The sequence below is a fragment of the Sphingobium sp. HDIP04 genome, assembly GCF_000445085.1.
GTDB lineage: Bacteria > Pseudomonadota > Alphaproteobacteria > Sphingomonadales > Sphingomonadaceae > Sphingobium > Sphingobium indicum.
Map to the genome: position 1 here is coordinate 1 of NZ_ATDO01000110.1, position 2,736 is coordinate 2,736.

The 2,736-nt window shown below is 65.2% G+C and carries 3 protein-coding genes; all 3 read left to right on the forward strand.

Features of this window, described 5'->3' with window-relative positions; genetic code table 11:
* The coding region (locus L286_RS39770) for an extensin family protein (RefSeq protein ID WP_021223679.1) at positions 1 to 583 on the forward strand (583 nt) is incomplete at its 5' end.
* Positions 584 to 659: 76 nt separating this feature from the next.
* On the forward strand, positions 660 to 1,538 hold the full coding sequence (locus L286_RS39775; protein ID WP_020817423.1) for an LOG family protein: 879 nt from the start codon (positions 660 to 662) through the stop codon (positions 1,536 to 1,538).
* Positions 1,539 to 2,013: 475 nt separating this feature from the next.
* The coding region (locus L286_RS39780; RefSeq protein WP_021223680.1) for a phytoene/squalene synthase family protein at positions 2,014 to 2,736 on the forward strand (723 nt) is incomplete at its 3' end.

The following is a 2,736-nucleotide window of genomic DNA, read 5'->3' on the forward strand; positions in this document are numbered from 1 at the left end:
CGTGGAGCGACCCGCCAAGCCGGTCCGGACCGCCCGCCCCGCCGCGCCGCCGCCGATGGAGTTGCGCCAGTGCATGGCGAAGCTGACGTCCCAGTCGGTCCTCTTCACCCCCCTGCCCGACCAGAATTTCGGCGGCGGATGCAGCGCGACGGGCAGCGTCAAGCTGATCGACATCGGCGTGCCCGCGACCAATCTGGGCGCGATGACATGCGGCCTGGCCGCCAATTTCGCGGCCTGGGCGCGCTATGGCGTGCAGCCCGCCGCCCGGCTGATCCTGGGAGCGGAGGTCGAGCGGATCGAAACCTTCGGCACCTATAATTGCCGTCCCATCGCGGGCAGCGGCAAATTGTCCGAACATGCGCACAGCAATGCGGTCGACGTGTCCGCCTTCGTGCTGAGCGACGGGCGGCGCATCAGCATCCAGAACGACTGGAACGGCGACCGGCGGGTCCGGCAGTTTCTGGAGATCATCCACGCCAGCGCCTGCAAGCGGTTCCGCACCGTGCTCAGCCCCGATTACAACGCCGCGCATCACGACCATTTCCATTTCGACATGGGCGGCCGCGGCGGCTTTTGCCGCTGAGCGCCAACAAATACTTTGGCGGCTTTTGCCGATAAGCGCCTTGGCTTTGTCACCTTGGCGTCCTACCTTTCCGGAAATGACTAGAAAAGAAATCGAAGAACGCAAATTCCGCCCCGCCAGCCAGGAAGCAGCCGACGCCCGGCTGAGGACGGAAACCCCCCAGACCAGCAGCGCCGCCTACCGACTGGCCTTTCAGGACACGGAATTCCTGCTGCGGGAGGATCTGCGGCCGGTGCGGTTCCAGTTGGAACTGCTGAAACCCCAATTGCTGATGGACGAAGCGAAGATCGAGTCCACCTTCGTCTTCTACGGTTCGGCGCGGATTCCGGAGCCGGAGCAGGTGCAGGCGCGGATCGACGCCGCGACCACGCCGGAACAGAAGCGCATCGCCGAAAATCTGGGCAGGAAGGCGCGCTATTATGAGGAAGCGCGCAAGCTGGCGCGGATTTCGGCGCAATATCCGGTGAATGAGGCGGGATGCCGCCATTTCGTCGTCTGTTCGGGCGGCGGCCCATCGATCATGGAGGCGGCCAATCGCGGCGCGGCGGATGTCGGCCAGACCACCATCGGCATGAACATCGTCCTGCCGCATGAACAATCGCCCAACCGCTTCGTCACGCCGGAACTGAGCTTCCAGTTCCACTATTTCGCGCTGCGCAAGATGCATTTCCTGCTGCGCGCGCGGGCGCTGGCGGTGTTTCCGGGCGGGTTCGGCACGTTCGACGAGATGTTCGAACTGCTGACGCTGATCCAGACCGGCAAGATGAAGCCGATCCCGGTGCTGCTGTTCGGGCGGGAATTCTGGACGCGGGTGGTGGATTTCGAGGCGCTGGCGGACGAAGGCGTTATCTCTCCGTCCGACCTCAACCTGCTGACCTGGGTGGAGACCGCCGAGGATGCGTGGGAAGCGGTGCAGAGATTTTATCAGGACAGCGAAGCGCCGGGGTGCGGGTAATTTATCCTCGCCCCTTTAGCGCCAAGCTTGCCCCCCTCTTTCGCCTAACTGATCGATTTGGGTGGAAAGCAGACGTTCCCCTATTCGTCACCCCTCTCCCTATTCGTCACCCCGGGCTTGACCCGGGGTCCCGCTGCCTTGGACGAGGCGCGGCACTCAGAAGGAAAGCGGGACCCCGGATCAAGTCCGGGGTGACGGGAAACTAATGACCGCAACTGGCCATCCCAAGACATTCCCCTCCCGTAAACGGGAGGGGTTAGGGGTGGGCGCGACCCCGGACTTGATCCGGGGGAGCTTCTGACTTGGCCCGTTGCAAAACAACGCGGATGTTGCGCCAGCCCACCCCCTAACCCCCTCCCGCTTGCGGGAGGGGGAAGGGCCGCTCTCCACCCACGCCGTCCCGCCGTCTCTCGACTTCGCTCGAAACAAACCGAGGTCAGGTGACTTTCGCCACCACACACGGCATGTCCTGATAATGCCCTCAGAATTTCCAGACCGCCCAACTCTCATCGCCCAGGCCCGCGAGAGCATCGCCCGCGGCTCCAAATCCTTCGCGCTTGCGTCCAAACTTTTCGACCGCCCAACCTGCGAACGCGCATGGCTGCTCTACGCCTGGTGCCGCAAATGCGACGACATAGCGGACGGCCAGGACCATGGCGGCACGATGCGCGGCGTCGCGGACGGCCAGGCGCGGCTTTCCACCATCCGCGTCCTCACCGATGCAGCGCTCCAGGGCGAACCCACCGGCGACCCGGCCTTCGACGGCTTCGGCCTCGTCATGCGGGAATGCGCGATTCCGGAGCGCTACGCCCATGACCTGATCGAAGGCTTCGCCCTCGACGCCCGCGAATGGCGCCCCCGCAGCGAGGCGGACATGCTGCGCTATTGCTATCATGTCGCGGGCGCGGTCGGCTGCATGATGGCGATCCTGATGGGCGTCGACCCAGGCGATGAAGCCACGCTCGACCGCGCCTGCGACCTCGGCCTCGCCTTCCAGCTCGCCAATATCGCCCGCGACATCAGCGAGGATGAAGCCGCTGGCCGCTGCTATCTGCCCGAGGAGTGGCTGGTCGAAATGGACGTGCCCCCCGGCGAGCATATGAAGCCGTGGGTCCGCCCGCGCCTCGCCATCCTCGCCCGCCGCTTGGCCGACAGGGCCGCCGCCTATGAGGAAAGCGCCCGCCACGGCACCGGCGCC

Bases quoted from the DNA above. Each gene is read 5' to 3' on its own strand.
- L286_RS39775 (WP_020817423.1), top strand. From the start codon at position 660: ATGACTAGAAAAGAAATCGAAGAACGCAAATTCCGCCCCGCCAGCCAG.